At 64.4% G+C, this 24870-nt stretch carries 24 protein-coding genes; 3 read left to right on the forward strand and 21 right to left on the reverse strand.

All coding sequences use genetic code 11. The annotated features are described in order from the left end of the window. Positions 1–28: 28 nt before the first annotated feature. The 20 genes from CA2_RS09120 to surE form a co-directional block, all read right to left on the reverse strand. Entirely contained in the window at positions 29–220 is a 192-nt protein-coding gene (locus CA2_RS09120; protein ID WP_042415658.1) for a DUF2065 domain-containing protein, read from the reverse strand. 46 nt (positions 221–266) lie between these two features. Further along, positions 267–1157, reverse strand: a complete 891-nt coding sequence (gene hflC, locus CA2_RS09125; protein ID WP_042415662.1) for a protease modulator HflC — start codon at positions 1155–1157, stop codon at positions 267–269. A gap of 11 nt (positions 1158–1168) precedes the next feature. Then, a complete protein-coding gene (gene hflK, locus CA2_RS09130; RefSeq protein WP_042415665.1) occupies positions 1169–2524 on the reverse strand; it encodes an FtsH protease activity modulator HflK in 1356 nt (451 codons plus the stop codon). Positions 2525–2593: 69 nt separating this feature from the next. Continuing rightward, on the reverse strand, positions 2594–3805 hold the full coding sequence (gene hflX / locus CA2_RS09135; protein ID WP_081770816.1) for a GTPase HflX: 1212 nt from the start codon (positions 3803–3805) through the stop codon (positions 2594–2596). Between the two features lie 55 nt (positions 3806–3860). Next, positions 3861–4115, reverse strand: a complete 255-nt coding sequence (gene hfq, locus CA2_RS09140; RefSeq protein WP_042415668.1) for an RNA chaperone Hfq — start codon at positions 4113–4115, stop codon at positions 3861–3863. Positions 4116–4228: 113 nt separating this feature from the next. After that, on the reverse strand, positions 4229–5563 hold the full coding sequence (der, locus tag CA2_RS09145; RefSeq protein ID WP_042415671.1) for a ribosome biogenesis GTPase Der: 1335 nt from the start codon (positions 5561–5563) through the stop codon (positions 4229–4231). A gap of 13 nt (positions 5564–5576) precedes the next feature. Further along, positions 5577–6677 carry an outer membrane protein assembly factor BamB gene (gene bamB, locus CA2_RS09150; RefSeq protein WP_042415789.1) on the reverse strand — a complete coding sequence of 367 codons (1101 nt, stop codon included), beginning with the start codon at positions 6675–6677 and terminating at the stop codon, positions 5577–5579. Positions 6678–6742: 65 nt separating this feature from the next. Continuing rightward, a complete protein-coding gene (locus CA2_RS09155) occupies positions 6743–7423 on the reverse strand; it encodes a YfgM family protein (protein ID WP_042415674.1) in 681 nt (226 codons plus the stop codon). Between the two features lie 19 nt (positions 7424–7442). Further along, positions 7443–8738: a histidine--tRNA ligase gene (gene hisS, locus CA2_RS09160; RefSeq protein ID WP_042415676.1), complete on the reverse strand. Its 1296-nt coding sequence runs from the start codon at positions 8736–8738 to the stop codon at positions 7443–7445. A gap of 126 nt (positions 8739–8864) precedes the next feature. Beyond that, positions 8865–10136: a flavodoxin-dependent (E)-4-hydroxy-3-methylbut-2-enyl-diphosphate synthase gene (gene ispG, locus CA2_RS09165; protein WP_042415678.1), complete on the reverse strand. Its 1272-nt coding sequence runs from the start codon at positions 10134–10136 to the stop codon at positions 8865–8867. A 3-nt stretch (positions 10137–10139) separates the two neighbouring features. Next, positions 10140–11129: a helix-turn-helix domain-containing protein gene (locus CA2_RS09170; protein ID WP_042415679.1), complete on the reverse strand. Its 990-nt coding sequence runs from the start codon at positions 11127–11129 to the stop codon at positions 10140–10142. Between the two features lie 50 nt (positions 11130–11179). Beyond that, a complete protein-coding gene (locus tag CA2_RS09175; protein ID WP_052369886.1) occupies positions 11180–11935 on the reverse strand; it encodes a tetratricopeptide repeat protein in 756 nt (251 codons plus the stop codon). Between the two features lie 46 nt (positions 11936–11981). Then, entirely contained in the window at positions 11982–13106 is a 1125-nt protein-coding gene (gene rlmN, locus CA2_RS09180; protein ID WP_042415681.1) for a dual-specificity RNA methyltransferase RlmN, read from the reverse strand. 88 nt (positions 13107–13194) lie between these two features. Beyond that, positions 13195–13620, reverse strand: a complete 426-nt coding sequence (gene ndk / locus CA2_RS09185) for a nucleoside-diphosphate kinase (protein ID WP_042415683.1) — start codon at positions 13618–13620, stop codon at positions 13195–13197. A 105-nt stretch (positions 13621–13725) separates the two neighbouring features. Then, positions 13726–14976, reverse strand: coding sequence for a 23S rRNA pseudouridine(2605) synthase RluB (rluB, locus tag CA2_RS09190; RefSeq protein ID WP_234686598.1), 1251 nt, complete (start codon positions 14974–14976; stop codon positions 13726–13728). A gap of 74 nt (positions 14977–15050) precedes the next feature. After that, entirely contained in the window at positions 15051–15761 is a 711-nt protein-coding gene (scpB, locus tag CA2_RS09195) for an SMC-Scp complex subunit ScpB (RefSeq protein ID WP_081888935.1), read from the reverse strand. 117 nt (positions 15762–15878) lie between these two features. Then, positions 15879–16892 (reverse strand): RluA family pseudouridine synthase, encoded by a 1014-nt coding sequence (locus tag CA2_RS09200; protein ID WP_042415685.1) that lies wholly within the window; start codon positions 16890–16892, stop codon positions 15879–15881. A gap of 96 nt (positions 16893–16988) precedes the next feature. Further along, complete coding sequence (locus CA2_RS09205; protein WP_042415687.1) at positions 16989–17852, reverse strand: peptidoglycan DD-metalloendopeptidase family protein; 864 nt, start codon at positions 17850–17852, stop codon at positions 16989–16991. A gap of 13 nt (positions 17853–17865) precedes the next feature. After that, positions 17866–18654 carry a protein-L-isoaspartate(D-aspartate) O-methyltransferase gene (locus tag CA2_RS09210; protein ID WP_042415688.1) on the reverse strand — a complete coding sequence of 263 codons (789 nt, stop codon included), beginning with the start codon at positions 18652–18654 and terminating at the stop codon, positions 17866–17868. Beyond that, positions 18651–19439 (reverse strand): 5'/3'-nucleotidase SurE, encoded by a 789-nt coding sequence (gene surE / locus CA2_RS09215; protein WP_042415690.1) that lies wholly within the window; start codon positions 19437–19439, stop codon positions 18651–18653. The genes CA2_RS09210 and surE overlap by 4 nt, the downstream gene beginning before the upstream one ends. 149 nt (positions 19440–19588) lie before the next feature. Here surE and CA2_RS09220 point away from each other — a divergent pair, with 149 nt between their 5' ends. Then, on the forward strand, positions 19589–21124 hold the full coding sequence (locus CA2_RS09220) for a sensor domain-containing diguanylate cyclase (protein WP_042415693.1): 1536 nt from the start codon (positions 19589–19591) through the stop codon (positions 21122–21124). A 168-nt stretch (positions 21125–21292) separates the two neighbouring features. Here the strand turns inward: CA2_RS09220 and CA2_RS18005 are convergent, their stop codons facing one another. Continuing rightward, complete coding sequence (locus CA2_RS18005; RefSeq protein ID WP_156106001.1) at positions 21293–21541, reverse strand: hypothetical protein; 249 nt, start codon at positions 21539–21541, stop codon at positions 21293–21295. Between the two features lie 111 nt (positions 21542–21652). Here CA2_RS18005 and gltS point away from each other — a divergent pair, with 111 nt between their 5' ends. After that, on the forward strand, positions 21653–22891 hold the full coding sequence (gene gltS / locus CA2_RS09225; protein ID WP_042415695.1) for a sodium/glutamate symporter: 1239 nt from the start codon (positions 21653–21655) through the stop codon (positions 22889–22891). A gap of 80 nt (positions 22892–22971) precedes the next feature. Beyond that, positions 22972–24840, forward strand: coding sequence for a gamma-glutamyltransferase family protein (locus CA2_RS09230; protein WP_156106002.1), 1869 nt, complete (start codon positions 22972–22974; stop codon positions 24838–24840). Positions 24841–24870 lie beyond the last annotated feature (30 nt).

Genomic DNA, 24870 nt, shown 5'->3' on the forward strand with positions numbered 1-24870 from the left:
AAGCCTTAAGGCCTAGCCATGATCCACGTTATTCAAGCCACCACAGCAGGCTTAAACCGACTGCGATACAGAGCAGCCCCACAGCGCGTATCTGGCCATCGCGCAAGGCCAGCAGCTGGGTCAAGGTGGCACGCCAGCGGCGCGGTGATGCAAACGGCAGCAAACCCTCGACCACCAACAACAAGGCCAAGGTAGTCCACCAAGAAAATCCGGATTCCATGGGGTGGGCTGGCCTTGGCCTGAAGGGCTACAGACGGTGCGCGCGCTTAGTTGCTGCTGGCTCCACTGCTGCGGTAGGACTTGAAGAAGTCAGAACTGCTGGGGTCAACCAGCATCACGTCGCTCTTGTTCGCAAAGCTGGCCTTGTAGGCTTCCAGACTGCGGTAGAACTTCGCGAACTGGGGGTCTTGCCCAAAAGCCCCGGCATAGGTTCGGGCTGCCTCGGCGTCGCCCTCGCCCTTGATCTTCTGCGCATCCCGGTAGGCATTCGCCACGGTGATTTCGCGCTGGCGATCGGCTTCCGCACGGATTTTTTCACCCTCGGCAGCGCCGGTCGACCGCAGCTCGTTGGCCACGCGCTTGCGCTCGGCTTCCATGCGGCGATAGACGGATTCGGTGATGGTCTCCGCGTAATCCACACGGGTGATGCGCACGTCCACCACATCCACGCCCCAGGTCTTGCCACCGGTCACTGCATTCAGGACTTCCTGCTTGACGTCGGCCATCAGGGTGTCGCGCTTGCTGGACAGCAGCTCGCGCACGGTACGCTTGTTGACTTCCTCTTGGAAGGCATTGCGAACCACACGGTTCAGTTGCATGGCACCGGCACTTTCGTCCAGCCCCACGTTGCGGATGTATTCCGACGGATCGGTAATGCGCCAGCGCACGTACCAGTCGATCACCACGCGCTGCTTTTCGGCGGTCAGCATGGGTTCGGTATCGGTACTATCCAGTGTCAGCAGACGCTTGTCGATGTAACGCACGTTCTGGAACGGTGGCGGCATCTTGAAGTTCAAGCCCGGCTCGGTAATGACTTCCTTGATCTGCCCCAGGGCGTAGACCACGCCAAATTGACGTTGGTCCACCACAAAAAGCATGGAGCTCAGCACGGCCAGCACCACCAGCAGGCTAGAGGCAATAAATCCAACTCTGTTCACAACAGATCTCCTCAGCGGGACTCACGCTCGCGCGAGCGATTCACATCGCGCACACGGGCATCAATGGGGGTTGCGGGCACGACAGTGACACCGTTCTGCGCAGGCGTGCGAGCAGCATCCTGCGCGGCCTGTGGTGCAGCGCCAGAGCTGTGCAAGATCTTGTCCAGCGGCAGATACAGCAGGTTGGAACCCTGGCGCGAATCCACCAGCACCTTGGTCACATTGCTGTACACCTCTTGCAGGGTTTCGGTGTACAGGCGGTCACGCGTCACCTGGGGCGCCTTCTTGTATTCGGCCAGCACCGAGCTGAAGCGCTGTGCATCACCCTCGGCCTGCGCCGCGATGCGCTCGCGGTAGGCTTCGGCTTCTTCCTTCAAACGCGCAGCCGTACCTGCGGCACGGGGGATCACGTCGTTGGCATAGGCCTGGGCTTCGTTCTTGGCGCGCTCGCGCTCCTGACCAGCCTTGAGTACATCGTCAAATGCGGCCTGCACCTGCTCGGGCGGACGCACACCGCCTTGCTGCATGTTGATGCCGACCACCTCCACACCCACCTTGTAGCGGTCCAGGATGGTCTGCATCAAATCCCGCACGCGCGGCGCGATCTGGTCGCGCTCTTCCGCCAGTGCGGTATCCATCTTCATCTTGCCCACCACTTCACGCACCGCAGTCTCTGCAGCCTGCACCACTGCGACGTCGGGGCTCTTGCTCTCAAACAGCCAGGCCCGGGCATCGCTCAAGCGGTACTGCACCGCGAACTTGATCTCGACGATGTTCTCATCCTCGGTCAGCATCGCCGATTCGCGCAGACCGGTGCTCTTGATGATGGTGTCACGACCCACATCCACGGAACGGATCTGCGACACGTAGACCAGCTCATGGTTTTGCACGGGATACGGCAGACGCCAATTGAAGCCAGCACCCACGGTCGAGTGGTACTTGCCGAACTGCGTGATCACCGCCTGCTGGCCTTCCTGCACGATGAAGAAACCCGTGCCCAGCCAGATCAGCACAGCGATACCGGCGATCACGCCGACGCCAATGCCTGCACCCTTCATTTCTGGCGGCTGGCTGCTGTTACCCCCCTGGGGACCGCGGGGAGGCTTGCCTCCAAACAGCCCCGAGAGCTTGCGATTCAGGTCACGCCACAACTCATCCAGATCCGGTGGCTGACCCGCCTGCTGCTGGCCACGCGGCGGAGGGGGAGAGGAAGGAGGCTGCGCAGGACGGTCAGAATCCGGGCGCGACTCACCCTCCCCTGCTTGGTTGTCCTCTCCACGCCCCCAGCGGGGATCATTCAGATTGAACATTCCCCGCAAGCGTTCTGGCAGCACTGCCCAACGAGGGGCGCGATTCAGGAAATTCATGCGAAAAGTCTCAATTGGTATTGCTATGAACCATGTGGCATTGTGCCGAAATGTGCAGGTGCACTTTGCTCAATCGTCGTAGTCATCAAGGGACATTGGTTCAGACCTTTGGCCATCGCGACCATCTTGGACCTCCCCTTCGTCGGATGCATTCCGGGCTGCCAAAGCGGCCTGAGCCAGCAACTGGCGCAACTGCACCAGGCCTTCGCCCGTGCGCGCACTCACAAACACACGAGGAACGGCCACCCCATCCACCTCGTAGGTGTCCTGCGTGATGGCAGGCATGCGCTCCGGTGGTAAGGCATCCAGCTTGTTGAAGACCAGTACCTGAGGAATATCCAAGGCACCGATCTCGCCCAACACCCTGCGGACTTGATCCATCTGCTCAGGGAAAGTTTCATTCGACGCATCGACCACATGCAGCAGCAGATCGGCATCCACCGCTTCTTGCAGCGTGGCCTGGAACGCCTCGACCAGACCGTGGGGCAAATCGCGGATGAAGCCCACGGTGTCCGACAGGGACACGGACATGCCCGCTTCGCTCAGGTACAGCTGGCGCGTGGTCGTATCGAGCGTGGCAAACAGCTGGTCCGCCGCGTAGGCTCGCGCTTTCACCAGGGCGTTGAACAGCGTGGATTTGCCAGCATTCGTGTAGCCGACCAGCGAGATGTTGAACACATCTCGGCGCTCACGCTGCCGGCGCTGGGTGGCGCGCTGCTTCTTGACCTTCTGCAGCTTGTCCTTGGTGCGCTTGATGGCATCTGCAATCATGCGGCGATCCAGTTCGATCTGCTTTTCGCCCGGCCCACCACGCCCGCCGATACCGCCCATCTGGCGCTCCAAGTGGGTCCAGCGGCGCACCAGGCGCGTGGCCACGTACTGCAGGCGCGCCAGTTCCACCTGCAGCTTGCCTTCATGGCTGCGCGCACGCTGGGCGAAGATCTCCAGGATCAACAGCGTCCGGTCATTGACCGGCATTTCCAGATGGCGTTCCAGGTTGCGCTGCTGCGCCGGACTCAGGGCCTGGTCAAACAGCACCTCGCGGGCGCCATGCATCTGGGCCAGCATACGGATTTCGTCCGCCTTGCCACTGCCCACAAACAAGGCTGCATCGGGTGCTTTGCGTTTACAGGTGATGCGTGCCACAGGGCGCAGGCCGGCGGTTTGTGCCAGCAGGCCCAGTTCTTCAAGCTCGGTGTCGAAGTGTGGAAGTCCGAAGTCAACGCCCACCAGCACAACAGGAGTGGCGTCTTCGGGGGAGGATGCGGCGTTCACGCTCATGCCATCACCTCCCCCACCCTGCACGGCTGTGCAAGGAAGGGATAAGTCAACAGTTTCAAGCGGCAGCGGCCTCGTTGTCGTTGTTGTCAGCCAGGCTGAAGTTCACAGGGCGACCAGGGACGATGGTCGAGATGGCGTGCTTGTAGACCATCTGAGTCACGGTATTGCGCAGCAACACCACGTACTGGTCGAACGATTCGATCTGGCCTTGCAGCTTGATGCCGTTGACCAAATATATGGAAACCGGCACGTGCTCGCGGCGCAGTGCGTTCAAAAATGGATCTTGCAGGAGTTGGCCTTTATTGCTCACGATATTCTCCGTGTTCGGAAATGTTGTTGTAAACCGACACCTTACCACAGCGCCTTTTGTGCTTTCCCCTTGCAGGGATTCGCCCTCTGGCGCTGCGGCGATGGCTTCCCAGCTTAGTCGGAATAGGGGTTGTGGGAAGTCTTGAACTCGATCCTCAGGGGGGTACCCACCAAATCAAACTCCTTGCGGAAACGTCCTTCCAGGAAGCGGCGGTAGGCCTCGGTGATGTGCTCCAAGGAATTGCCGTGCACCACGATCACTGGCGGGTTCATGCCCCCCTGGTGCGCATAGCGCGGCTTGGGGCGATAGGCTCCCGCCTTCTTTGGCGTTTGATACTGCACGGCTTCCAGCAGGACGCGTGTGAGCACAGGCGTCGGCATCTTGCAGGTGGCCGCCTTGTGCGCTTGCACGATGGAAGCCCACAAGGGCCCCAGGCCCTGGCGCTTGGTGGCAGAGATGAAGTGCAACGCGGCAAATTTCAGGAAGCCCAGGCGGGTTTCAATCGCACGCTCGACCAGCTGGCGCTGGTAATCGTCCACGGCGTCCCACTTGTTCACTGCCACCACCACGGCACGGCCGCTTTCCAGGACGTAGCCCGCAATGTGGGCATCCTGGTCCGTCACCCCTTCGGTGGCATCGATCAGCAGCAAGACCACGTTCGCGGTCTCGATTGCCTGCAAGGTCTTGACCACCGAGAACTTCTCGATGGCCTCGAAGACGCGGCCCTTGCGGCGCAGACCGGCGGTATCGATCAGCTCGAAACGCTGACCGTTGCGCTCGAACGGCACAGCAATCGCATCGCGCGTCGTGCCCGGCATGTCGAACGCCACCAGGCGCTCCTCACCCAACCAGGTGTTGATCAAGGTGGACTTGCCCGCGTTCGGGCGTCCGGCCAGAGCCAAGCGCACAGGGCGCGCTTCCACGTCCTCGATGCTTTCCTCTTCGGGCTCGGGCAGGTTCAAGGAACCCAGCGCCAGCTCCACCAGACCGCGCACCCCCTGCCCGTGGGCAGCGGACACCGGATAGACATCCCCCAGGCCCAGCTCATAGAACTCCGCCAGCTGCGTGCCCGCCTTCATGCCTTCGGCCTTGTTGGCCACCAGCACACACGGCTTGCCCAGGCGACGCAGGTAGTTGCCGATGTCATGGTCCTGGGCCGACAGGCCGTCCCGCGCGTCGACCACGAACAGCACCACGTCGGCCTCTGCCACGGCCTGGCGCGTCTGCTTGGCCATTTCGCGGAAGATGCCCTTGGAGGCATCGGGCTCAAAACCGCCCGTGTCGATCACGATGTACTCGTGCTTGCCCTGGCGACCCTGGCCGTAGTGGCGGTCGCGTGTCAGACCGGCAAAGTCGGCGACGATGGCGTCGCGCGACTTGGTCAGTCGGTTGAACAAGGTTGATTTGCCCACATTGGGGCGCCCGACAAGGGCAATAACTGGCTTCATTCGAAAATTTTTGTCAATCCGGGCGGAAGCCGTAAATGCCGCCGCCGCGTGTCACAACCACCAAGGTATCGGCGGCCACCACCGGCGCTGCTGCCACGCCGGTTCCATCGGTATTCAATCGGTTCAGGTGCGAGCCATCCTGCTTGGACACCAGGTGCACCAGACCTGTCTCATCGGCCATCACCACGGCACGCCCCAGCACCAGCGGTGCAGACAGCTTGCGGTGCTGGAAACGATCGACCGACCAGCGCTTGGTGCCGTCGGCCAGATTCCAGGCCTGCAGAATGCCGTTGCTCTCGGTACCAAACACGTACTCTGCATCAGCTGCAATTCCCACTGCTCCCTTGGCAGTTTGTGACCATGCGGTGCGACCGACATTCGCATCCACGCAGCCCACGGCCGCCTGGAAGGCACGCGCACACACGGCATTGCCGACGCGGCTGGCAGGACCGACCAGATCCACCAGACGCTCCACATCGTTGGTGCCGCGCGGCGATGCCAGCGGAGCTTCCCACTCGACGCGGCCATCATCCGGGTTCAGGGCCACCAGGCGGCCGGACAGGCCGGCCAGCAAGGTGTTGCCATAGGGCATCAGCACCCCCTGCTGGCGCAGCACCAGGGGCTCGCCCTCGCGGCGCTGGGTCCACAGGTGGGCACCATTTTGTGCATCGAAGGCCGACACCGAACGGTCGGCCGCCAGCACAAAGATGCGACCTCCCGCGACCAGCGGGGCGGTGAAAACCGAGGTGCTGAGCGGCTTGCTCCACAGCTTGTTGCCGCCCTCTAGCACCACCAGTTCGTTGCCGGTGGTCACCACAGCCGCATGGCGGCCATCGGCGCCGACGCCGGTTTGCAAGGCCTTACCGGCCTGGCCACGCCAGCTTTCACGCCCATTGCTGGCGTTGATGCTGACCACCGTACCGTCGGCCGCTGCCACGATCACGTCTTGCCCCTGGACCTGGGCCCGCACATTCGCGTCCTTGATCGCGGGAATGCGCACCGTCCAGGCCTGGCGCACCGGCAGATTGACCACGTTGGGCCCCAAGTCCATGGGCTTGGGCGCACTGCCGGAACCGAACCACGCGCAGCCACCCAGGGCTGTCACCATGGCCATGGCCACCACCGTGCGCTGCACGGTCACTCCCCAAACTCGTCCTTGATCGCGTTGCGCGTTGTGATTCACTTGTTGGTCTCCGTCAAAGTCGCCATTCCGGATTCAGAGGTTGCCACCCCCAATGCATTCAGCTTGAAGCCCACCAGCGCGCGGTAGTCCACCTGCGGGTCCAGCAGCTTCCAGGCTTCCTGGTAGGCCGTGATCGCTTCACTGGTCTTGCCCTGCTGCTGCAGCACATCCCCCAGGCGATCGGCCGCCAGGCCCTTGAATTCGGCAGGGAAGCTGCCACGCAGCACGGCTGCGGCGGCCTCCAGGTCTTTTTCTTCCATCAGCACCGCTGCCAGACGCAGCTTGGCCGTGGCCTGGTAGCCCTCGTCCTTGGTGTGGTCCACCACCCATTGCAGGGCCGACTTGGCCTCGGGCAGCTTGCCTGCCTTCACGGAGGACTGGGCCACCAGCAAGGCGGCGTGCCCGGCCTGCAGGGTGCCAGCGTAGTCGGCCTTCACAGCATCGAACGCCTGGGCCACGCGGGCCTGGTCGCCGCTTTCCACGGCCACCGCCACCACATCGGCCAGGGCGGAGGCCTGCACCGCCTGGCGCTGCTGCCACATCTGCCAGCCATTCCAGGCGGCAAAGCCGCCCATCACGATCACGGCCACGCCGGTGATGGGAGTGCCCCACTTGTTCCAGAAGTGCTTGATCTGATCAAGTTGCTCTTGTTCTTCGAGGTCGAGATGCGTTGCCATACTGGGTGTTGTAAGAGATTCAAGCCTGAGATTGTAGGGTGGCGGCCCAATCGGCCACCTGCGCCAGCGGCTGCTGCACCTGGGCGCCCTGTCCATCGCGCAGCGATTTGACGGTCACCAGGCCCTGCGCCAGCTCGTCGGCACCGAAGATCAGCGCAAAGCGCGCGCCCGATCCGTCGGCCTTCTTGAACTGCGATTTCATCGAGCCCATGCCCTCGGCGACGGCCGTGTGCATCTGCGCACGCACGCCCGCATCGCGCAGTTGGGTGAGTGTGCGCAGCACCACGGGCATGGCGGCGGCATCGGGCACGATGGCGTACACGTCCAGACCGGGCTCGGGGATGTCGGTGCCCAGTTCCTTGACCAGCTCCAGCACACGCTCCACGCCCAGGGCCCAGCCAACTGCGGGGGCCGGCTTGCCGCCGACCTGCTCGATCAGGTAGTCGTAACGGCCACCCGCGCAGATCGTGCCTTGCGAGCCCAGCAGGTCGGTCACGAACTCGAACACGCTGAGGTTGTAGTAGTCCAGGCCGCGCACCAGGCGGGGGTTGACCGTCCAGGGCACGCCATTCGCGTCCAGGATGGCCTTCAGGCCGTCAAAGTGCGCCAGCGAAGCCTCGCCCAGGTAATCCAGCAATTTGGGCGCAGCATTCACCATCTCCTGCATCGCTGGGTTCTTGGTGTCCAGCACGCGCAGCGGGTTGCTATACATGCGGCGCTTGGCCTCTTCGTCCATGACGTCGGTATGCTGCTCCAGGTAGGCAATCAACGCCTCGCGGTGCGCCTTGCGCTCCTCGGGCTGGCCCAGGCTGTTGATTTCCAGGCGCCACTGGGTCAGGCCCAGGCGCTTCCACAGGGCCACGGCCAGCAGGATCAGCTCGGCGTCCACGTCGGGCCCGGCAAAGCCCAGGGCCTCGGCACCGATCTGGTGGAACTGGCGGTAGCGGCCACGCTGCGGACGCTCGTGGCGGAACATGGGGCCGATGTACCACATGCGCTTGCCGCCGTCGTACAGCAGGTTGTTCTCGATGGTGGCACGCACCAGGCTGGCCGTGCCTTCGGGGCGCAGCGTCAGGCGCTCGCCGTTGAGTTTGTCCTCGAAGGAGTACATCTCCTTCTCGACAATGTCCGTCACCTCGCCGATGCCGCGCACAAACAGCTGCGTGTGCTCGACGATGGGCGTGCGCACGTTGCGGTAGGCAAAGCGCCCCATCAGATCGCGCACTTGCGCTTCCAGCCACTCCCAGCGGGCGGACTCGCCGGGAAGGATGTCGTTCATGCCTTTGACGGCGGAGAGTTTGTCGGTCTTTGCCACTTCAGAAATCTCACCAAAAATACAGCCCTTCAAAAAGAAGAGCTGTTTGCGCTGGTTCAGCGCGGTTTTCAGAAACTTTTATCGTTGAAAGTATTTAAACACGCGCGCTGAAAGCTATTGTTTTATTCAAGCACCCGCACCCCAGCGGCGCTGCACGTAGGACTCGACGATGCCCTGGAACTCCTGCGCGATCCCCTCCCCGCGCAGCGTCATGGCTTTTTCGCCGTCGATGAACACCGGCGCTGCGGGCGCCTCGCCGTTGCCCGGCAGGCTGATGCCGATGTCGGCATGCTTGCTCTCACCCGGGCCATTGACGATGCAGCCCATGACGGCCACCTTCATGGCCTCCACGCCCGGGTACTTCATGCGCCACACCGGCATCTGGCCTCGCAGGTAGTCGTCGATCTGCTTGGCCAGCTCCTGGAAGGTGGTGCTGGTGGTGCGGCCGCAACCGGGGCAGGCCGTCACGCTGGGCACGAACACGCGCAGGCCCAGGCTTTGCAGGATTTCCGAGGCCACCACCACCTCCTGCGTGCGCGCTTCGCCCGGCTGGGGCGTGAGCGAGACACGGATGGTGTCGCCAATGCCTTCCTGCAGCAGCACGGCCAGCGCGGCGGTCGATGCCACCGTGCCCTTGGTACCCATGCCGGCTTCGGTCAGGCCCAGGTGCAGCGCGTAGTCGCAGCGGCGTGCCAGCTCGCGGTACACGGCAATCAGATCCTGCACCCCGCTCACCTTGCAGGACAGGATGATGTTGTCAGGGTTCAGCCCGATGCTCTGGGCCAGCTCGGCCGAGGTGATGGCCGAGGTGATCAGCGCCTCGTACATGACCTGGCGCGTTTCCCAGGGCTGGGCACGCCGGCTGTTGGCATCCATCAGCTCGGCCATGATTTCCTGGTCCAGCGAGCCCCAGTTCACGCCGATGCGCACCGCCTTGTCGTACTTGGCAGCGATCTCGATCATCTGGCCGAACTGCTTGTCCTTCTTCTCGCCCTTGCCCACGTTGCCGGGATTGATGCGGTACTTGGACAGCGCCTCGGCGCAGACGGGGTAATCGGTCAGCAGGCGGTGACCGTTGTAGTGAAAGTCGCCCACCAGCGGCACGTACTCACCCATGCGGTCCAACTGCTCGCGGATGTAGGGCACGGCGGCCGCGGCCTCGGGCGTGTTCACCGTGATACGCACCATCTCCGAGCCGGCCTGTGCCAGCTGGCGCACCTGGATGGCGGTTTCCACCGCATCCACCGTGTCGGTGTTGGTCATGGACTGCACGCGCACGGGCGCATCGCCCCCCACGGTGACCACGTTGTTGCGCCACACCACACGGGCCTGGCGGCTGCGGCGGGGCAGCGGGGCAGCGAGCGCGATCGGCGACGCCTGGAATGTGTTGTCAGACACTTGTTACTTCACCTCGAACCGGGCCACATTGTTCTTGGCCGCAGCGGCCAGATCGAATGCAGCGCCATCAATCTGCAAGGTGGTGGCGCCGGCATTGCCCACCACCACGTGCAGAGGCCGTCCGGCGGCCGTGTCCTCAAACACATCGCCAGACTTCAAAATCTTTTCCATCACCACGCGCTGCTGCGCATCGCGCACCTGTACCCAGCTCTCGGCATTCGCGGTGAAACGCAGTTGCATGCCATTTGCCGCCGGAGCTGCGGCGGCAGCGGCTGTCGCAGCCGGCATGGCAGGGGTGGCCACAGGTGCCGCGGCAGGCTCGGCGGCGCTGCTGGGTGCAGGGGCGGCTGGCGCAGCAGCCGAAGGGGCCACGGCCTTTTCCGCCACGGCGGGGGCCGCCTCCGCAGCAGGTGCCGCCTCGGTGGCTGCAGGTGCTGCGGCTTCGGGGGCAGGCATGAACAGCGGCTCCGCGGGAGCGGCTTCGCTCAGAGGGGTCTCGCCGCCGGCCGCGCCCTGGGCTTCCTGCCACTGCGGCAGGAAATACAGGCCGGCGCCACCGATGGCGGCAATCAGCACGGCGATCCCCAGTTTCACCGCACTGCCGGAGCCACTGTCCTGCGTGGGCGACATCAGGGAGCGCAGCGTCTTTTCCTTGAACGGCGTGTTGATGCCCTCGGGGTTGGACGCCAGCTTGGCCGCCTCGTGCTTGGGCAGCCCGGCCATCACCGGCGCCGAAGGAATCTGCAGCACGCGGCACACGCTCAGCGCCAGCGAACGCGTGAACACCGAATCCGTGAGCAAGTCCCAGCGGTCTTCCTCCAGGGCCTGCAGCTTGTGTGCCGGCACCTTGAGTGCGCCCGCCAAGGATTGCAGCGACACCTGTCGCTGCTCACGCGCCTGGCGCAGCATCTGCCCCGCACTGCTGCTGGGCAGCGTGCCCGTGCCGCCACCAACTTGTTGCTCTGCGTTGCTCACATCCACCACCTCAGTCATCAAACGCTCCCCGCTCAAACCGTTGCCATTCCTTGGAGTCAGGGAATCGCTTATGTAATTGATCCGCCAATTGCCGCATCGCCACCCGGTCCCCCAGGCTGCGCTCCACCTTGATGCCCAGCCACAGCGACTGCGCCGATGCCCATTGCCCATTGCCCATTGTTGATGCGGCGCACATAGAAGCGCGCACGCTCGGCCTCGCCCTGCGCCAGCAGGGCATCGGCAAAATTGTAGGCAACCGCAGGGCTGCCCGGCTCGATTTCGTTGGCTTTTTCCAGCGCCTGCAAGGCCTTGTCGATCTGACCAGCTTGGCGCAGGCACACCCCCTTGGCTAGCCAGATGCGTGCCACCGATTGGCCGCTGGCGCGCGGCGCACCCAAGGCCGCATCGAAATTGCCATCGGCCACCGCAAATTGCTTTTGCAGGCACTGCACCCAGCCCAGGTTGTACAGGCTGTCGGCATCGCCGGGGCGCAGGGCCAGGGCCTGCACAAAGCTCTGGTGCGCGTTCTTGTAGTCTTGCAGGCTCAGGTAGATCCAGCCTTGCAGGTTGAAGGCATCGACGTAACGGGGGTAGGCCTGCAGCGCCTGGGCAATTTCGCCCAGCGCCACTTCGGCGCGGCCTTCCTCAAAGTGCAAGGCCGCCAGTTGCAAGCGCGTCTTGGCCAGGCGGTGCACCTCTGTTTCGGCGGCAGACCCGGGAATGGCCTCCGGCTTGACGGCCGCCGGCGTGGACACACACCCGGCCAAGATACATGCTGCCACCACCCCCACGCCCAGATAGGCCTTGCTGAATATCTGCTTCATGGGAATGAATGGGGCTGGCATGCACATCCTTGCGGTCAAGAAACGGTTACGAAATGGGTGTCAGCGGTATGGTACGTTGCTTTGCCATGCGTTCCGCAGCCCGGGTCCTGTCATTGACATCGCCAGCCAGCTGCCCGCAGGCGGCATCGATGTCGTCCCCGCGGGTTTTGCGCACCGTCGTCACGATGTCCGCATCGCTGAGCGCCTTGGCAAAGGCCGTCACCGCCGCATTCGAGGACCGCAGCAGCCCAGAGGCCGGGAAGGGGTTGAACGGGATCAGGTTCAGCTTGCACCAGGGCTTGCCTTGGTGGCTGTATTTGCGCACCAGATCGATCAATTGCTGGGCATGCTCCGGCTGGTCGTTGACGCCGTCCAGCATGCAGTACTCGAAGGTGATGAAATCGCGCGGCGCAAATTCCAGATAGCGCACGCAGGCCTGCATCAGCTCGTCCAGCGGGTACTTCTTGTTCAAGGGCACCAGGTTCTCGCGCAAGGGGTCGTTGGGCGCGTGCAGCGACACCGCCAGTGCCACGGCACAGTCCTGTGCCAGGCGGTCCATCATCGGCACCACGCCCGAAGTCGACACGGTCACACGTCGGCGCGACAGGCCGTAGGCATGGTCATCCAGCATGGTGCGCAGCGCGGGGACCAGGGCCGTGTAGTTCTGCAGGGGCTCGCCCATGCCCATCATCACCACATTGGTGATGACGCGTTCTTCGGTTTGGAGGTGCTTGCGCAGGAAATGCTCGGCGAACCACAGCTGGGCGAGGATTTCACCCGTGCTCAGATTGCGGCTGAAGCCTTGGTGGCCAGTGGAGCAAAAACGGCAACCCACGGCGCAACCGGCCTGGGACGACACGCAGAGCGTGCCGCGATCATCCTCGGGGATGAAGACCGACTCCACCGCGTTGCCATCCCCCACGTCGAACAGCCACTTGATGGTGCCGTCCTGCGATTCGTGCTGGGTGATGACGGACAGGCCTTCGATGCAGGCGTTGCCCTTGAGCTTTTCGCGCAGGGACTTGGCCAGATCGGTCATCTGGTCGAAGTCGCTGGCACCGCGCTGGTGGATCCAGCGAAACAGCTGCGTGGCGCGAAAACGCTTTTCCCCCAGCGACTCGCAATATGCGGTCAGCCCCTGGAGGTCGAAATTCAAAAGATTCGTGGTCATATGCAGTACCTGGACCACTTACAGGGCGGCACTCCCATGCAGGGGTGCCGCCGTTACAGCAAGCACGGCCAGCATGGGAGACATGGTATTAACGTGCGTAGACGTTCATGCCAGGGAAGAAGAAAGCCACTTCGACAGCAGCAGTTTCAGCGGCGTCCGAACCGTGCACGGCGTTGGCGTCGATGCTGTCAGCGAAGTCAGCGCGGATGGTGCCGGCTTCAGCCTTCTTAGGGTCGGTGGCGCCCATCAGTTCGCGGTTCTTCAGGATGGCGTTTTCACCTTCCAGCACTTGGATCATCACGGGGCCGGAGATCATGAAGTCCACCAGGTCCTTGAAGAAAGGACGGGCAGCGTGCACAGCGTAGAACTGCTCGGCGTCAGCGCGCGACAGGTGCACCAGCTTGGCAGCGGCGATCTTCAGGCCAGCGCCTTCGAAACGGCTGTAGATTTGGCCGATCACGTTCTTGGCAACGGCGTCAGGCTTGATGATGGAGAGGGTGCGTTCGATAGCCATTTGGTTTTCCTAGTGAAAATGGAATGATTTTTTGCCGTATCGGCAAAACCCTTGATTCTAACGGGCCAGTGGCAACCCTAGAAAGCGCTGACCTAGCCCAGCCAATCAGCGCCCGCCGCGCCGCGCGCCAGGCTTGCGCTTCGCCTGTGCGCGGGCACGCGCCAGGCTGTCGTGACCGATGTAGCCTACCGAAGTCTTCAACGGATCCGGCTGAACGGACGGCAATTGGTAGTCGTTGTTGCTGGTCCGCTTGGGCGCGGACTTGGCCTTGCGCCGCGCACGCAGCTCGCGCGCCTCTGCGGCGGCAGTCACCCGCGCCTTGGCACGTGAACCGGCACGGTCCGACTCGCGACGCGCATTGCCCTGCGGCACAGGCTTGCGCGGCTTGGCCATGGACACGCCGGTAGCCTGGATCAAGGCCTGCACGTCCTGCTCGTCCAACTCCATCCAGGCGCCACGGCGCAGGCCGCGGGGCAGCTGCATGGCGCCGTAGCGGATACGGATCAGGCGGCTGACAGCACGCCCCACCGCTTCGAACATGCGACGCACTTCACGGTTACGGCCTTCGGAGATGGTCACGCGGTACCAGACATTGGCACCCTCGCCCCCGCCATCCTCGATGGAACCGAAGGCGGCCTCACCGTCTTCCAGTTGCACACCACTGGTCAGCAGCTGCTTTTCTTCCTTGGTCAACGCACCCAGCACGCGCACGGCGTACTCGCGCTCCAGACCGAAGCGAGGATGCATCAGGTTGTTGGCCAGGGTGCCGGAGCTGGTGAACAGCAACAGGCCTTCGGTGTTCAAGTCCAGGCGACCGACCGACTGCCACTTGCCGTTGTGCAGCTTGGGCAGGCGACGAAACACGGTGGGGCGGTTTTGCGGATCATCCAGCGTCACCACTTCGCCAGCCGGCTTGTGGTAGGCCAGCACGCGCACAGCCGGTGGATCGATCCGCACCTTGATGGGTTTGCCGTCCACCTTGATGCTGTCACCCAGCTGGATGCGCTGCCCCACGTGGGCCGGCTCGCTGTTGACGGTGATGCGCCCCTCGACAATCATGCGCTCCATCTCCAGGCGCGAGCCCAGGCCGGCCTGCGCCAGCACCTTGTGCAGCTTCGGCGATTCCACCTCGGGCTTGAGCACGCGTTTGACCGTGCTGGACTCGGGCTGCGTCTCGGCCGCATCCAGCTCCCCGGCAATCACGGCTGCAAAATCGTAGCCAGACTCGGCATTCGAGACATCCGTCAACGCGGGCTGAGGGGCGTTTGCCACTTCGGGCGTGGACGCGCGGTCCATCTGCGGCTTGCGCTCGGTGCTGCGTGGCGCACGGCGAGCGGGCTTGTGTTCTTTGGTCATGATTTCCATTTCTGCGCCCGCCCATTTCTATCGGCACGACGCTTGCATTCAATACGAGGCAGCTTGCCCCAGGGTCAGACGGGATCGGCCTCGCCGGTATCCACCGTATCCACGGCAGCCGGCGCTTCCACCGGAACAAACACCTGGTCCATGGGCAACGCAGGTTCGGCAAACAGATCGTCGGGTGCGGTATCCGCAGGTACGGCAGGATCTTGCGCCACCACGGCGTCGCCCGCCTCTGCATCCAGGGCCGAGAACAAGGTGGCCTGGGCCTCCGGCTCATCCAGCATGGGCAGCTCGTCGAGCGACTTCAGCCCCAGATCATCCAGAAACTGGCGCGTCGTGGCGAGCAAGGCAGGACGCCCCACCGTTTCCCGGTGACCGATCTCTTCCACCCACCCACGGTCTTCCAGCTGTTTGATGATCAGGCTGTTGACCGTCACGCCGCGAATGTCTTCGATATCACCACGTGTCACGGGTTGACGGTAGGCGATGATGGCCAGGGTCTCCAGCACAGCACGGCTGTAGCGCGGCGGCTTCTCGGGGTGCAGCTTGTCGAGGAAGGCCCGCATTTCCGGGCGGCTTTGAAAGCGCCAACCCGAGGCCACCTGCACCAGTTCCACCCCACGCCCCACCCACTCCTGCTGCAGGCCCAGCAACAAGTCCTTGAGGGTGTCCGCCCCCAAGTTGCCGTCGAACAGCGCGCGCAAATCCCGCAGCGGCAAAGGCTGCTGCGCACAGATCAAAGCGGTTTCCAGAACCCGTTTGGCGTCAACCGTATCCATGGTTCAAGCGCGGGATAGCCTCATGAAAAGAGGGGGATGGCAGACAGATGGACCGGACCCTCACGGGCAAGTGCACCAACAATCGCAGGGGCACCCACCAGGCGCCCAGCTTCAGAATCAGGACGGATTGTAGCGCAGGCCCAATTCTTCGATGGCCCGCAGGAAATCCGCAGGCGGCTCGGCCGCCAGCTCCAGGCTCGCGCCCGTGACCGGATGGGCGAATGACAGGCGAAACGCATGCAGTGCCTGCCGCACCATGCAACCGGCCTGCGCGCCCCCGTACAAGGCATCAGCCACCAAGGGGTGCCCCAAGGAAAGCATGTGCACACGGATCTGGTGGGTGCGCCCGGTGTGCAGCTTGCAATGCACCAGGCAATGCGCCTGCGTCGTATCCCAGCAGGTGATGTCGGTACGCGCTTCCTTGCCGGGATGCTGCGCCAGATCCACCACCGCCATGCGCAGGCGGTTGCGCGGATCGCGCCCGATCGGCGCATTCACCGCCTGCAGCTCCGGACCGCTCCAGCGCTTGTGCGCCAGGGCCAGATAGCGTCGGCTGACGTCGCGGCGCGCAATCAAGGCCACCAAAGCGTCCATGGTGGCACGCGTCTTGGCCACAACCATCAGGCCGCTGGTGTCTTTGTCCAGACGGTGCACGATGCCGGCGCGCGGCACAGCCGCCGCGCCGGCATGGTGGGCCAGCAAGCCGTTCAGCAAGGTGCCGCTCCAGTTGCCTGGCGCCGGGTGCACCACCAGGCCAGCCGGCTTGTTGACCACCAGCAGGTGCTCATCCTCGTAGACAACGTCCAGCGCCATGGCCTCCGCCCGGAAGGACTGGCTTTGCGCCGTAGGACGCATCTCCACCGCCAGCACATCGCCCAGCTTGACCTTGTGCGAGGCCTTGGTCACCCGGCGGTCATTGACCTGCACGGCCTCCTGCGCCAGCAACTGCTGCAGGTAGCTGCGCGAAAACTCCGGCACCAGGTCCACCAGCGCCTTGTCCAGCCGGCTGCCGTGCTGCTCCAGGGTCACCTGCAGCACGCGCAGCTCCACCTCCGTCGTCGCGACCTCCACGTCGGCGGCATCGTCCTCAACGGACAGGTCATGATCGGGGGGCAAGGACGTTTCACTCACACCAGCTCCTGGGTCAAAAGATGTCAAAACAAAAATGCCCGGTGCGGGTTGCACCGGGCATTTGCACCAGAGATCCGACAGACCTCCGGCCACGCATCAACGTGCGGGCAGATAGCGCGAAGGGTCGACCGGCTTGCCTTGACGGCGTACCTCGAAGTGCAGCTTGACGCGGTCGGCATCGCTGTTGCCCATCTCCGCAATCTTCTGCCCCTTCTTCACATTCTGGTCTTCCTTGACCAGCAGCTTCTGGTTGTGGGCGTAGGCCGTCAGGTAGGTGTTGTTGTGCTTGAGGATGATCAGGTGCCCATAGCCGCGCAGGCCAGCCCCCGAATACACCACGCGGCCATCGGCGGCGGCCATCACGGGATCGCCAGCCTTGCCGGCAATATCCACCCCCTTGTTGGTCGACTCGTTGAAGCCGGCAATCACCGGACCCGCAGCGGGCCAGATGAAGCCCAAACCGCTGGCATCGCCGCCCGCCGAGCCATTCTTCGCCGCGTCGGACGGAGGAGTCGCCACGGGCGTGGGCGTTGGAGCAGGTGCGGGCGCTGCGCTGCCCGAGCTGCCGGCCGGTGGCAAGGGCGTGGCCTGCACCTTGGTACTGGCCACGGGGCGGGCACCTTCGCCATCCGCGCCCCCTGGCGGCACCACGCGCACCACCTGCCCCACTTCGATCAGGTCAGGATTGGACAGATTGCTCCAGCGCGCAATGTCCTTCCAGCTTTGGCCGTGCTCCAGGCCGATCCGAATCAAGGTATCACCAGGCTGCACCGTGTAGTAACCCGGCTTGCCCGCATTCTCTGCACCAGGCAGCGTGCCAGGATCAACGCGCGCAGCGGACCCACCGCCCCAGCCGCGACGGTCTTCCACCGGAGCCTTGTTCACCTGAGCGCACCCCACCAGCAATCCGCCAACCACCAAGACCGCACCCAAAGAACCAAGACCTCGCGATAACAACATATTCATTTCCCTTTCAGGCAATCCCCGATTTTAGGGGGACAAAGTGCACTGCCTCGAGCACGGATTCCGTAAACCCGTGCAACGTTTTATCGATCACCAGCAGCACCTGCTGACCGGCATTTCTCACCATGGGCGCAACCAGACGCCCTCCCACAGCCAGCTGATCCAGCCATGCCTGGGGGACGGCATCGCCGCCCGCGGCCGCAATGATGCCCGCATAGGGCGCACCTTGCGCATACCCTTGCATTCCGTCACCAAACAAGAGGTGCACATTCCTGAGTCGCAGCGGCCGCAAATTGTTCCGCGCTTTTTCATGCAGGCCGCGCAGCCGCTCGATGGAATACACCTCGCGCGCCACGCGCCCCAACACTGCGGCTTGGTAGCCGCAGCCGGTGCCAATTTCCAGCACCCGGCCCAGTCCACCCGGAGCACGCGCGCACTCAGCCCCCTCCAGCAACTCGATCATGCGGGCCACCACGCTGGGCTTGGAGATGGTCTGCTGCAAGCCGATCGGCAAGCTGGTGTCTTCGTAGGCCTGGTTCACCAGGGCACTGTCCACAAACAGGTGCCGCTCCACGCCGCCCATGGCAGAAAGCACCGCCTGCGACTGGATGCCCGATGCCGCCAGCCGCTGCACCATGCGCATGCGCACGGCCACCGAATCCAGCCCCCACCCAACGGGCGCCATCGCCGGGCGCTGAGCGGTGCCGGCCGCCACGGGCGTGCGCGCACCTGCTGCAGGTTTGGGCGCCGCGGAGGACGCAATCCATGCCGGAAAACCGGGTCGCTTGGGTTGGCTCATGCCGCGGCCCTCGCACCTGCGTTGCCATCCAGGCGGGAGGCCGTCTGCGCCCAATAGACCAAATGTTCGTGGTCTGTCAGGTCCACCTTCAGCGGCGTCATGGACACATGGCCCTGGGCGGTGGCATGGAAATCTGTCCCCTCCGCATCGTCCTTGGCCGCGCCTGCGCTGCCGATCCAGTACATGGTCTCTCCGCGCGGGCTGACCTGGGTGATCACGGGCTCGGCCGAATGGCGGCGCCCCAGGCGACACAGCTTGACGCCCCCCATCTGCTCCAGCGGCAGATTGGGAATATTCACGTTGAGCAGCCAGGGGGCCTGACCCACCAGTTGCTGCTGCAGCATCTGCTGCACGATCTGCTTGGCCTTCTGCGCGGCCGCCTGCAGCTCGACCCAGTCGCGTTGCACCTGGGAGAAGGCAATGGCGGGCACGCCAAACAGGTAGCCCTCCATCGCGGCGCCCACGGTGCCGGAGTAGATGGTGTCGTCGCCCATGTTGGCGCCGTTGTTGATGCCGGAGACCACCAGGTCCGGGCGGTAGCCCAGCAAGCCGGTCATGGCGATGTGCACGCAATCCGCGGGGGTTCCGTTGACATAGCGAAAACCATTCGCACCACGGTGCACGTACAGCGGAGAATGCAGTGTCAGCGCATTCGACTTGGCGCTGTTGTTGTGCTCGGGGGCGACGACCTCGGCTTCCACCCCCTCAATGGAAGTCAAGGCAGCGTGCAGCGCGACGATGCCGGGGGCCTGATAACCGTCGTCGTTGGAAATGAGAATCTTCATGGGCTCTAAACAGATTACACCGATTGTAGGTGGCATCCAGACAATATCCAGCGGAGTATGAGGGCACACTTACACCCCCTCTGGGCCGCGAGGCTGCCCCGAAATTCGGCACACTCCCGAAATCCACCCCATAACTAGAAGGCATTGCTGTGGCCGCTCTCTCACCCGCTGAAATTGCACGCGACACCTTGAAGCTGTTGGCTTCGCGCCGGCTGCCCCCCACCCCGGAAAATTACCAGGCCATCTACGAAGAAGTCGCAGGCCTGCTGCCCAAGCTGCCCTTCCCCAAGCCACCGCTGCGCCGCATCGCCAGCATTTTGCCCACCCAGACCCCGGCGCAAAAACGCATCACCCACGAGTTTGCCGCAGCGGTGGAAGCCGAAGACTGGACCGGCCTGCAAAGCGCAATTGCCAGCTTCGCCAAGCTGGACCTGGGCAATTCCACCTTGCTACCCCCACCCGGCCCCGTGAACGAGACCGTGCACGTCCTGCCCCCGGCCCTGGCCGACCAGATGGCGCGCATGATGGAAAGCACCCTGGCCGTGCTGGGCGATGAAGACCAGCGCATGCACGAGCTGACCGACCAGTTGGCCACTTTTTTGCGCACCGCGCCGCCGCCGCTGCCCGCGCTGGAGCAGATGCTGCACAACTACAGCTACCGGCTGTCCTTCACCGCCGAGGACCAGGCGCAGCGCCGGCAGAGCATGCTGGCCATGCTGCGCATGGTGGCCGAGCACATTTCTGCCATCGCCGCGCAGGACCAGGCCCTGCAGCAACAGGCCCAGGCGCTGACGAGCGCCATGCAGCAACCCTGGTCCCTGGCACAGCTCGACACGATGCAGACGCACCTGAAGAACCTGCTGTTCCGCCACCTGCAGATCGAAGGCGCCCGCAACGATGCCTACCAGCAGCTCAAGCAGCTGCTGGGCGAGCACACCAGCCAGTTGGCCAGCCTGGGCAAGCTCAGCGCCACCCACGCCGAGGCCTTGCAGGAATGCGCCCAGCAGATCCAGCAGACCCAGGACCTGGGCAGCCTGGCGCAGGTGCTGGAATCCGTGGTCCAGTCCGGCCATGCCCTGGCCACCGAAAACCGCATGGCCCAGGCCCAGCTGGAAGATCTGCGCGCCCAGGCCCTGGCCCAGGAGCGCAAGATTGCCGAGCTGACCGATATCCTGACCCAGTTCGAGAGCAGCACCCGCCACGACCCGCTGACGGGCGCCCTGAACCTGCAGGGTTTGCAGGAAACCCTGCAGGCGGAAGTGGCCCGCACCCAGCGCCATGCGCAGCATGTCAGCCTGGCCACGCTGCAGCTGGACCCGCTGGCGGCCACGGACCTGCCCAGCCAAGACCTGCCGCCGGCCGAGCTGGCTGCGCTGACCCATGTGGCGCGGCTGGTGCGCAGCACCCTGCGCCCGCAGGATGCCCTGGGGCGGGTGAACGACCTGCAGTTCGCCATCGTCTTTCCGGCCACCGACCCTGGTGATGCCGCCCAGGCGCTGGCACGCCTGCAGACCGAGCTGGCGCAGCGCCCGCTGCTGCATGCCGAACACAAGCTGGGACTGAGCTTCAGCGCCGGGCTGATCGCCATGCGCAGCTCCGAGACCCCGGCCGAAGCCCTGGCACGGGCCACCCAGACCTGCGAACAGGCCCAGCGCATGGGGCGGGCCCGCGTGGCACTGTCCTAATCACCGCTGGCGCAGGCGCGCCGCGTGCCGCCTTCAGCCCCAACCCCGGCATGGCACCACCCTGGTGCACGGCGCGCGCCAGTGCCCACTGCGGCGCACAGCCCGCGCCTGCGTGGTCCGCAGGCCATGGGTTACCGCAGCGCCCGGGCGTCTTGCACAAGACTGCTATCACATTTCGCAGATAGCTATCATCGCATTCCCAGAATGCAACAGGGAAAACCCGCAAGCAGCAAGCGCTAACGCACATCTTGGTGCATAGTCCGCGCGCAGGACGTTCTGCCCCTGCGGCAGGACAGTCACATCTCGAAAAGTCATAGATGGCTTTTCAAAAAATCCAAAGACATTTGCCAGATAGCGCTTTATTTCTATGCGCCTCCAGCTATCCACTTGATAGCTGCAGATATATGCGTTGCGCATGACTGGCTCTCACACGTCTTTGACCGACCAACTTAAGCGCTTTTGGCCATGCCCCTGCTGCGGCCGGACATGGACCATCGCTTTGCCGCTTCTTGTGAAAGAGGACCCTTGATGCATGTGAATTTCAGTGCGTATTACACGCTCATCCTCGCCGTGCTGGTGCTGCTGCTGGGCAAGCTCCTGGTCTCGCGCATCCGCTTCCTGCGTGACTTCAACATTCCGGAACCCGTGGCCGGCGGCCTGGTGGTGGCCGCCGTGATTTATCTGTTGCACCTCAGCCTGGGCTGGACCTTTGGGTTTGAAAGCAGTCTGCAGACCGCGTTCATGCTGGTGTTCTTTTCCTCGATTGGCCTGAGCGCCAATTTCGCCAAGCTGCGCGAGGGGGGCTCGGGCCTGGTGCTGTTTCTGGGCGTGATCGCCGCCTTCATCCTGGTGCAGAACGCCGTCGGCGTTGGCCTGGCCAGTGCACTGGGTCTGGACCCGCTGATCGGCCTGGTGGCCGGCTCCATCACCCTGATCGGCGGCCACGGCACCGCCGGCGCCTGGGGCTCGGTGCTGCAAAACCAGTACGGCCTGAACGGCGCCACCACCCTGGGCATGGCCTGCGCCACCTTCGGCCTGGTGATCGGTGGGATTTTGGGCGGCCCCTTAGCCAAGCGCCTGGTCACCCAGCACCGGCTGGCCAAGTCCCGCAGCGATGCCGAACAGCTGAGCGAAGAAACCCCGGCGGTGTCCGAGCACAGCCTGGTGGCCAACTTCGAATCGCCCAACAAGACCCCACGCCTGATCACCGCGGATGCCGCCATCGAGACCCTGGCCCTGTTTGCCGGCTGCCTGGCGTTTGCCGAGTTCATGACCGGCGTGACCAAGGGCACGGCCATCCAGCTGCCCACTTTCGTCTGGGCACTGGGCGGTGGCGTCATCATCCGCAACTCGCTGGACTACATCTTCGGCTTCAAGGTGTTTGACCGCGCCATCGACGTGTTCGGCAACGCCGCGCTGTCGATCTATCTGGCGATTGCCCTGCTGTCGCTGAAGCTGTGGGAGCTGACCGATCTGGCCGCCCCCCTGATGGTCATCCTGGCCGCGCAGACCGTGGTCATGGCGCTGTATGCCACCTTCGTCACCTTCCGCATCATGGGCAAGAACTACGATGCCGCCGTGCTGGCCGCCGGCCACTGCGGCTTCGGCATGGGGGCCACGCCCACGGCCGTGGCCAATATGCAGGCCATCACCAACCAGTACGGCCCTTCGCACAAGGCCTTCCTGATCGTGCCGCTGGTGGGGGCCTTCTTCATCGACATCATCAACGCCTTCCTGATCCAGGCCTTCATCAAGTTCATCCATTGAACTAGCTGAAACTGCCTACGCGGTGGCACGCGGGCTTGGGGCACACTGGGGTTTTTTCACGGACCCCAGGAGACCGCCCCATGCACGCACCTGCTCTCGCCCGCACCCCCAACACCCTGCGCCCAGCCCCTGTGCTGGGCGCTGTCGTTTTGACGGCCTTGCTGGCAGGCTGCGGCACCCCCACCCGCCAAACCACAGGGCTGAACTACCAGATCCCCGCACAGCCCGAAGGCAGCTCCGGCTACACCGAGAAACCCGGCTGGGCCACCGAGCAATTCGCCGTCGCCGCGGCCAACCCGCTGGCCACCGATGCCGGCTACCAGGTGCTCAAGGCCGGCGGCAGCGCCATCGATGCCGCGATAGCCGTGCAAATGGTGCTGGGCCTGGTCGAGCCGCAGTCCAGCGGCATCGGCGGCGGCGCCTTCCTGCTGCACGCCGCGGGCTCCCAGGTGCTGGCCTATGACGGGCGCGAGACCGCCCCGGCTGCCGCCACCGAAAACCTGTTCCTGAAGGCCGATGGCCAGCCCATGGCCTTCCACGATGCCGTCGTCGGCGGCCGCTCGGTGGGCACGCCCGGTGCTGTGCGCATGCTGGAGCTGGCCCACCGGGAACACGGCAAGCTGCCCTGGGCCAGCCTGCTGCAGCCGGCCATCCAACTGGCCGAGCAGGGCTTCAAGGTCAGCCCGCGCCTGCACACCCTGCTGCGCAGCGAGAAATTCCTGCCCGGCGACCCCGTCGCGCGCGCCTACTTCTATGGCGCCGACGGCCAGCCCCTGCCCGTGGGCACGTTGCTGAAGAACCCCGCCTACGCCCAGGTGCTGCGCGCCATCGCCCAGCACGGCAGCCAGGCGCTGCACGAAGGGCCCGTGGCCCAGGCCATCGTCGACAAGGTGCGCAACCACCCCACCAACCCCGGCGTGCTGTCGCTGCAGGACCTGGCCGGCTACCAGCCGAAGAAGCGCCAGGCCCTGTGCCACGACTGGAACCTGCCCGCCAGCGCGCCCGGTGGTGCCGCACGCAGTTACACCGTCTGCGGCTTTCCGCCGCCCAGTTCGGGCGCCATCGCCGTGGGCCAGATCCTGGGCATCCTGGGCCACACACCCGCCGCGCGCATGCCACTGGGCAGTGACGGCCTGCCCAGCGCCGACTGGCTGCACTATTACACTGAGGCCGCACGCCTGGCCTTTGCCGACCGCGCCCTGTACGTGGCCGACCCCGACTTCGTCCAGCCGCCGGGCGGCAGCTGGCACACCCTGCTGGACCACCGCTACCTGCAGGAGCGCGCCCGCCTGATCGGCGCGCAGAGCATGAAGGTCGCCAAGCCCGGCAACCCGGCCCAGTTCAAGGTCGGCCATGCGCCCATGCCCGAGCAGATCGAATACGGCACCAGCCACATCAGCATCGTCGATGCCTTTGGCAACGCCCTGGCCATGACCACCACCATCGAGGACCAGTTCGGCAGCCGCCAGATGGTCCAAGGCTTTCTGCTCAACAACGAGCTGACCGATTTCAGCATGGCCCCCCGGGCCGCCGACGGCCAGCCGATTGCCAACCGTGTGCAACCCGGCAAGCGCCCGCGCTCGTCCATGGCCCCCACCCTGGTCTTCGACAAGGCCACGGGCCAGGTCATCATGAGCGCCGGCAGCCCTGGCGGGGCGCAGATCATCCACTACACGGCCAAGACGCTGCAGGGGGTGCTGGGCTGGGGGCTGACGCCGCAGCAGGCCATCAACCTGCCCAACTTCAGCAGCCTGAACGGCCCGACCTTGCTGGAGGCCAAGCGCTTCCCCGCTGCAACCGTGCAGGCCCTGCAGGCACGCGGCGCCGAAGTGAAGGAGCAGGACCTGACCAGCGGCCTGCAGGCCATCACGCGCGGCGAAGCCCACGGCAAGCGCTTCTGGTTTGGCGGCGCCGATCCGCGCCGCGAAGGCGTGGTGATGGGCGACTGATGCCGGTCCAGCCCACTGTTGCACCAGTCT

This window comes from Comamonas aquatica NBRC 14918 (assembly GCF_000739875.1).
Taxonomy (GTDB): domain Bacteria; phylum Pseudomonadota; class Gammaproteobacteria; order Burkholderiales; family Burkholderiaceae_C; genus Comamonas; species Comamonas aquatica.